This window comes from Mycobacterium sp. (assembly GCF_035314905.1).
GTDB lineage: Bacteria > Actinomycetota > Actinomycetes > Mycobacteriales > Mycobacteriaceae > Mycobacterium.
Genome location: NZ_DATFYW010000031.1, coordinates 1 through 7,793, shown reverse-complemented (window position 1 = coordinate 7,793; position 7,793 = coordinate 1). Strand labels below are relative to the sequence as shown.

8 protein-coding genes and 2 riboswitches are annotated in these 7,793 nt (G+C 66.4%); all 8 genes read left to right on the top strand.

What is annotated here, in order from left to right:
* Positions 1-224, top strand: a 224-nt coding sequence (locus VKG81_RS02345; RefSeq protein WP_324389323.1) for a DUF881 domain-containing protein, incomplete at its 5' end; no start/stop codon positions are given.
* A gap of 51 nt (positions 225-275) precedes the next feature.
* Positions 276-671: a glycine cleavage system protein GcvH gene (gcvH, locus tag VKG81_RS02340; RefSeq protein ID WP_324389321.1), complete on the top strand. Its 396-nt coding sequence runs from the start codon at positions 276-278 to the stop codon at positions 669-671.
* Between the two features lie 168 nt (positions 672-839).
* Positions 840-1,310 (top strand): glycogen accumulation regulator GarA, encoded by a 471-nt coding sequence (gene garA / locus VKG81_RS02335; RefSeq protein ID WP_324389319.1) that lies wholly within the window; start codon positions 840-842, stop codon positions 1,308-1,310.
* A gap of 36 nt (positions 1,311-1,346) precedes the next feature.
* Positions 1,347-2,096, top strand: coding sequence for a MerR family transcriptional regulator (locus VKG81_RS02330; protein ID WP_324389317.1), 750 nt, complete (start codon positions 1,347-1,349; stop codon positions 2,094-2,096).
* A gap of 84 nt (positions 2,097-2,180) precedes the next feature.
* On the top strand, positions 2,181-2,675 hold the full coding sequence (locus VKG81_RS02325; RefSeq protein WP_324389315.1) for a bifunctional nuclease family protein: 495 nt from the start codon (positions 2,181-2,183) through the stop codon (positions 2,673-2,675).
* Between the two features lie 202 nt (positions 2,676-2,877).
* Positions 2,878-3,450 carry a MerR family transcriptional regulator gene (locus VKG81_RS02320; protein ID WP_324389313.1) on the top strand — a complete coding sequence of 191 codons (573 nt, stop codon included), beginning with the start codon at positions 2,878-2,880 and terminating at the stop codon, positions 3,448-3,450.
* A gap of 42 nt (positions 3,451-3,492) precedes the next feature.
* Positions 3,493-3,590: riboswitch (glycine riboswitch) on the top strand.
* A gap of 2 nt (positions 3,591-3,592) precedes the next feature.
* Positions 3,593-3,713: riboswitch (glycine riboswitch) on the top strand.
* Positions 3,714-3,743: 30 nt separating this feature from the next.
* Positions 3,744-6,578 (top strand): aminomethyl-transferring glycine dehydrogenase, encoded by a 2,835-nt coding sequence (gene gcvP, locus VKG81_RS02315; protein WP_324389311.1) that lies wholly within the window; start codon positions 3,744-3,746, stop codon positions 6,576-6,578.
* A gap of 117 nt (positions 6,579-6,695) precedes the next feature.
* Positions 6,696-7,439, top strand: a complete 744-nt coding sequence (locus VKG81_RS02310; protein WP_324389309.1) for a thioesterase II family protein — start codon at positions 6,696-6,698, stop codon at positions 7,437-7,439.
* Positions 7,440-7,793 lie beyond the last annotated feature (354 nt).

Sequence of the window (7,793 nt, the reverse complement as noted above, 5' to 3'; positions counted from 1 at the left end):
ACCCTGGCGCGCTTTCGATCGACGGCAAGACCCTCAGCCCGCCGTATACCGTTGTGGCCATTGGCGATCCGCCGACGCTGGCCGCCGCGATGAACATTCCCGGCGGGGCGGTCGACAGCGTGGGGCGGGTGGGCGGCACGATGAACATCGCGCAGTCCGACCAGGTCGACATCACGGCCTTGCGGCAGCCGAAACCACGCCAATACGCTCAGCCTGTCAAGTGAGCGCCTAAGCAAATTCGATCAGCCGATCCGTACCGACAGATAGGTAAGCCCGTGAACGAAATCCCAGCCGACCTGCACTACACCTCCGAGCACGAGTGGGTGCGCCGCACGGGTCCGGACACCGTGCGGGTAGGCATCACCGACTTCGCCCAGTTGTCGCTTGGTGACGTGGTTTTCGTTCAGCTGCCCGACGTGGGTGCCCAGGTCAGCGCCGGTGAGTCGTTCGGTGAGGTGGAGTCCACCAAGTCGGTGTCGGACCTTTATGCCCCGGTTACCGCGAAAGTGGTTGCGGTCAACGGCGATCTGGAGGGCAACCCGCAACTGGTCAATTCCGAGCCGTACGACGGCGGCTGGCTGGTGGATCTTCAGGCCGAAGCCGCCGCGTTGGAGGAGGGCGTCGCCGCGCTGCTGGACGCGGACGGCTACCGCAACACGATCACCGAGTGAGCGATTGTTAGGGTTCCTGCGACCGAATTGGCCGCACGCTGACGCGGCCCCTGATACGAACTAGGGCAGTCACAATAAGCAGGACTAGCGGTACGGTCATAGGAGCAAGTGCGGGCCGGCCTGACAGCCGGGTGTGACAACCGCCAGAGCAGCCAGGAGGAGCAGCGGGTGACCGACAAGGACAACGACCAGACGTCTGACGAAGTCACCGTGGAAACAACCTCCGTTTTCCGCGCGGACTTCCTCAACGAGCTGGATGCGCCGGCCTCGGCGGGCGCGGAGAGCGCGGTGTCCGGGGTCGAAGGACTGCCGCAGGGTTCGGCGTTGCTCGTCGTCAAGCGGGGGCCCAACGCGGGTTCGCGATTCCTGCTCGACCAGCCCGTCACGTCCGCCGGCCGCCACCCGGACAGCGACATCTTTCTCGACGACGTCACCGTCAGCCGCCGGCACGCCGAGTTCCGGCTCGAGAACGGCGAATTCCAGGTGGTTGACGTCGGAAGCCTCAACGGCACCTATGTGAACCGGGAACCCGTGGATTCGGCGGTGCTGGCCAACGGTGACGAGGTACAGATCGGCAAGTTCCGTTTGGTGTTTCTGACCGGCCCGCGCGGCGACGACGGCGAGTCCGGGCCGGGGTAGCCGCATGGCCGCGATGAGCCCTCGCGCGAAGAGCAGATGACTGCGCCCGATACGCCCGCGCTGGCCGGGATGTCGATCGGAGCGGTACTCGACCTGCTTCGACGGGAATTTCCCGACGTCACGATCTCGAAGATCCGCTTCCTCGAGGCCGAAGGCCTGGTGACGCCGCGGCGCAGTGCCTCGGGCTATCGCCGGTTCACCGCGTACGACTGCGCCCGCCTGCGGTTCATCTTGACCGCTCAGCGAGACCGCTACCTGCCGCTGAAGGTCATCAAGGCCGAACTCGACGCGCAGCCCGATGGCGAGCTGCCGCAGGCGGCCAAGTTCGCATTCGCCGCGCCGCGACTGGTCAGCGTCGCCGGCGATCACCACCGGGTCAACGACCACGCTGATCCCGCCGCGGTAGCGCCCACCAAGGTCAGGCTGAGCCGCGAGGATTTGCTGGAGCAGTCGGGCGTCGAGGATGAGCTGCTGAACACGCTGATGAAGGCCGGCGTGATCACCGCCGGGCCGGCCGGGTTCTTCGACGAGCACGCCGTGGTGATCCTGAAGTGCGCCAACGCGCTGGCTGAATACGGGGTCGAGGCGCGTCACCTGCGGGCATTTCGGTCGGCCGCCGACCGGCAATCGGACCTCATCGCCCAGATCGCGGGGCCGGTGGTCAAGGCGGGCAAGACCGGCGCGCGCGACCGCGCCGATGACCTGGCCCGCGAGGTCGCCGCGCTGGCGATCGCGTTGCACACGGCGTTGGTGAAGTCCGCCGTACGCGACGTTCTACACCGCTGAGGACTAGACTTTCTTCACGACGGCATCGTCACGTCAGGTCCCCGAAAGGGACGGGGCGCACGTTCGTGCGGAGGGCAGGCACAAATGGCTGAGGTTCGCGTCGTCGGCATTCGCGTAGAGCAACCCCAGAACCAACCGGTGTTGTTGCTGCGCGAGGCCAACGGCGACCGCTATCTGCCGATCTGGATCGGGCAGGCAGAGGCGGCGGCGATTGCGCTCGAGCAGCAGGGTGTCGAGCCCGCCAGGCCCCTGACGCACGACCTGATCCGAGATGTCATTGCTGCGCTTGGCCATTCGCTGAAAGAGGTGAGGATCGTCGACCTGCAGGAAGGCACTTTCTATGCCGACCTGATCTTCGACCGCGACATCAAGGTGTCGGCGCGGCCGTCGGATTCGGTGGCGATCGCGCTTCGGGTCGGGGTGCCGATCTATGTCGAGGAAGCAGTGCTGGCCGAGGCCGGGCTGCTGATCCCCGACGAGAACGACGACGAGGCCTCCGGCGCGGTGCGGGAGGACGAGGTCGAGAAGTTCAAGGAGTTCCTCGACAGCGTGTCGCCCGATGACTTCAAGGCGACATAGAGCAACATCACGGATGGATCTCAACTTGTCGGACTGAACCGACACGCGGGTGCGGGTCGCGATGACCGCAGCCCGCAACGGCCATAATTTTGGTCGCAACGGCAGGCCAATCAGCGCCCGTGGAAGCGTATGCTCGACAAACTCGGGCCGTTACGCGATTCAGGGCTCGTCGGCAGCCACGCGACAGGCGGGAGGTAGCGCAGTGGGCGATCAGCCACGTCATGAGCCGAGCCAGCCGGTGCAACCTGGACTGTTCCCCGACGACACGATCCCCGACGAGCTTGTCGGCTATCGGGGACCGAGCGCCTGCCAGATCGCCGGAATCACATACCGGCAGCTGGACTACTGGGCGCGCACGTCGCTGGTGGTGCCCTCCATTCGCAGCGCTGCCGGATCCGGCAGCCAGCGGCTGTATTCGTTCAAGGACATCCTCGTCCTCAAGATCGTCAAGCGGTTGCTCGACACCGGGATCTCGTTGCAGAACATCCGGGTGGCGGTCGATCACCTGCGCCAGCGTGGCGTCGAGGACCTCGCCCATATCACGTTGTTCTCCGACGGCACGACCGTGTACGAGTGCACGTCGGCCGAGGAGGTCGTCGACCTGCTGCAGGGCGGGCAGGGTGTGTTCGGCATCGCGGTGAGCGGCGCGATGCGCGAGCTGACCGGCGCAATCGCCGATTTCCCCGGCGAACGCGCCGACGGCGGCGAATCGATCGCGGCGCCGGAGGACGAACTGGCCACCCGGCGCAAGCACCGCGATCGCAAGATCGGCTGACCGGCTGCGGCACAGCCGAAGCGGGTAGACTCAAGCCCGCATCGCCCGTGAGCGGGAGAGTTCCGTGACAGCCAGTCACGGACGCCGAAGGAGCAACACCTCTCCGTCAACCTCTCAGGCACCCGGACCGCGCACGGACACGATGCCTCTGGAAAGCGGCGAGTTCTGCTCGCCCGCCCATGGGGAAAGGTGCGGCACCGGCGTGGGTGGCGCCCCGAATCTCTCAGGCGCCCGGTGCTCGGGTGGACGACAGAGGGAGGGGACGAAGTTCCTTCTGCCCAGGAGTCGTACGAGTGCCCAACCGCTCAACATTCGCAGACCGCCACATCGGACCTGACACCGACGACATCGCCGCCATGCTGTCGGTGATCGGTGTCGCCTCCCTGGACGAGCTGGCCGCCGAGGCGGTCCCCGCCAACATCCTGGACCATGTGCATGGCGGCGTCGCGCCCGGCCTCGACGCGCTTCCGCCCGCCGCCACCGAGGAGGCGGCGTTGGCCGAGCTGCGCGAGCTGGCCGACAGAAACACGGTCGCGGTGTCGATGATCGGGCAGGGCTACTTCGACACGCTGACGCCGCCGGTGCTGCGCCGCAACCTGATCGAGAACCCGGCGTGGTACACCGCCTACACCCCGTATCAGCCGGAGATCAGCCAGGGCCGCCTCGAGGCGCTGCTGAACTTCCAGACGATGGTCGCCGACCTGACCGGCCTGGAGATCGCGAACGCGTCGATGCTCGACGAGGGCACCGCGGCGGCCGAGGCGATGACGCTGATGCACCGGGCCACACGGGGTTCGTCGAACCGGCTCGCGGTCGACGCCGATCTGTACCGCCAGACCGCGGCCGTCCTGGGCACCCGGGCCGAACCGCTGGGCATCGAGATCGTCAGCGCCGATCTGCGCCAGGGTCTCCCCGCGGGCGACTTCTTCGGCGTGGTCGCCCAGCTGCCCGGCGGCAGCGGCGAAGTCTTCGACTGGGCCGACCTGGTGGCCGCCGCCCATGAGCGCGGCGCGCTGGTGGCGATCGGCGCCGACCTCCTGGCGTTGACACTGATCACCCCGCCGGGCGAGGTGGGCGCGGACGTCGCGTTCGGCAGTGCCCAGCGTTTCGGCGTACCAATGGGATTCGGCGGCCCGCACGCCGGCTACCTGGCGGTGCACAGCAAGCATGCCCGCCAGCTGCCGGGCCGGCTGGTCGGCGTATCGCTGGACGCCGACGGATCGCCGGCCTACCGGCTGTCGCTGCAGACGCGCGAGCAGCACATCCGCCGGGACAAGGCGACCAGCAACATCTGCACCGCGCAGGTGTTGCTGGCGGTGCTGGCCGCGATGTATGCGAGCTATCACGGGGCCGAGGGTTTGACGTCGATCGCGCGGCGCGTGCACGGTCACGCGCGGTCGCTGGCCACCGGCCTCTCCACGGCGGGCGTGGAGGTGGTGCATCGTGCGTTCTTCGACACCGTGCTGGCGCGGGTACCCGGACAGGCCGCCGACGTTGTCGCGGCCGCCAAAGAGCGCGGCATCAACATCTGGCTCGTCGACGCCGACCACGCGTCGGTGTCCTGCGACGAGGTCACCACCGACGAGCACGTGGCAAGGGTCCTGGAGGCGTTCGGCGCGGCGCCCGTCGGCGACTTCGGCGCACTCGACATCGAGACGCGGACCGCGGAGTTCCTAACCCATCCCGCGTTCACGCGCTACCGCACGGAAACCGAGATGATGCGCTACCTGCGGACGCTGGCCGACAAAGATATCGCGTTGGACCGCAGCATGATTCCGCTGGGCTCATGCACGATGAAGCTCAACGCGGCCGCCGAAATGGAGCCCATCACCTGGCCGGAGTTCGCCCGTCAGCACCCGTTCGCGCCGCCAGCGGACACACCCGGACTGCGGCGGCTGATCGGCGATCTGGAGGCATGGCTGACGCAGATGACCGGGTATGACGCGGTGTCGCTCCAGCCAAATGCGGGCTCGCAGGGGGAGTACGCCGGACTGCTGGCGATCCGCGCATACCATGCCGGACGCGGCGAGCCCGGCCGCGACGTGTGCCTGATCCCGTCGAGTGCGCATGGGACCAACGCCGCGTCGGCGGCGCTGGCCGGCATGCGCGTCGTCGTGGTGGCGTGCCGCGCCAACGGGGATGTCGACCTCGACGACCTGCGCGCGAAGGTGGCCGAACACGCCGACCGACTCGCGGCGCTGATGATCACCTACCCGTCGACGCACGGTGTCTACGAGCACGACGTCGCCGACATCTGCGCCGCGGTGCACGACGCCGGCGGGCAGGTTTACGTCGACGGCGCCAATCTCAACGCGCTCGTCGGCCTCGCGCGGCCGGGCCGCTTCGGCGGCGACGTCAGCCACCTGAACCTGCACAAGACGTTCTGCATCCCCCACGGCGGCGGCGGCCCGGGAGTCGGGCCCGTGGCGGTGCGCGAACATCTGCGGCCATACCTGCCCGGGCACCCGTTGGCCGACGAGTTGAGCGACGCACCGCCGGTGTCGTCGGCGCCGTACGGCTCAGCGTCGATCCTGCCGATTACCTGGGCCTATATCCGGATGATGGGTGCAGCCGGTTTGCGGGCCGCATCGCTCACCGCGATCGTGTCGGCCAATTACATCGCTCGGCGCCTCGACGAGTACTACCCCGTGCTGTACACCGGCGAGAACGGCATGGTGGCTCACGAATGCATCCTCGACCTGCGAGGCATCACCAAGGCCACGGGCGTGACCGTCGACGATGTCGCGAAACGGCTGGCGGACTATGGGTTCCACGCTCCGACGATGAGCTTCCCTGTTGCCGGAACGTTGATGGTCGAACCGACCGAGAGCGAGAGCCTGGGCGAGTTGGACGCATTCTGCGATGCGATGATCGCGATCCGGGGCGAGATCGACCAGGTCGGATCCGGGCAGTGGCCGGTCGAGGACAATCCGTTGCGCGGCGCACCTCACACCGCCGCAAGTTTGCTTGTCGAGAAATGGGAGCATCCCTATACCCGCGAGCAGGCGGGATATCCGCTCGGCAGGGGCGTCAGGCCCAAGGTGTGGCCGCCGGTCCGCCGCATCGACGGCGCCTACGGAGACCGCAACCTGGTGTGTTCGTGCCCACCGGTGGAGGCGTACGCATAGCAAGTCGTTCTAACGTTTGCGGTTTGCGATGCACGCGTCGCCCGGATCGGCGATGATCGAAGTGTACTGGTGAGACCGGCGGGGCTTATGTCCGCGTAGCGGGGGAGCAGGATTGACATGACTGCGGGCATGCCGCAAGGTTCGGCCGAGCGGACCTCCGCGGTCCGAACGCTGTACATATTCCCGCACGCCGGCGGATCCGCAGGGTCCTATGTTCCGTTTTCCCGGGCGTTTTCGATCGATCTAAAACGCATCGCGGTCCAGTATCCCGGCCGTTCCGATCGACATGATGTACCGGATGTAACGAGCATTCCAGCACTTGCGGACGAGATCTATAAGATGTTGTCGCCGGCAATCAAGCCCGATTCACGCGTCGCTTTCTTCGGCCACAGCATGGGCGGGCTGGTCGCATTCGAGGTGGCCCGCAGGTTTGAAGCGGTCGGCGCGCCGATCGCGGCTCTCTTCGTATCGGCGTCCCCAGCGCCGGGACATGCCGGGTATGAATACCTTCAGGAAACCGATGATGACCTCTTGAAGATGATCACCGAGTTGACCGGTACGAGCTCTGAATTCATCGGTGGCCAATTTGGCGCACAGGTCCTGCGAACATTGCGGAACTACGGAGCCATCACGGATTACAGCTGTCCACCCGGAACAACGGTCTCATGTCCAATCTATGCATACGCCGCTGCAGGCGATACTGCGGTCAGTTACGAAAGTGTGCTGGCATGGGCGGGATTTACGACATCGGAATTCGCGATTCGCGTTTTAGCTGGTGATCACTTTTACATAACTGCAGATGTGCGTGACCTTGCAGAAGATATTCAGAACCGAATTTCTCAGTTCAAAACCGGAAGGTAGCGGCGCAGATCGCGTCGCCTCGTCGACGATGTCCCGTCAGCTGCTTTCGGACAGTCCGAGGATCCGTGGTTGTGATGTACGGTGTCGTCCGCCGCGAGAGCTTGCCGCGCCGCTTGTGCGGCTCCCAATCCGGTCGTCGCGCGTGGGCCTCCGGCAACCACCGGCACTTGCAGGCGGGCTCGCGCGCTTGGCAAGCCCACGCGCTAAGTCGAATTGATATGCGCGGCTTCGTGAAACCCCTACCGCCTCGACATGAATCTCGTTTTGAACGCCGGTCGCACCAGTCAGCCGCTCGACGTTCGCCCGCACCAGCCACCTGGGGCAAGTCATTGGCGATGCGGAAGAACTGCGGGC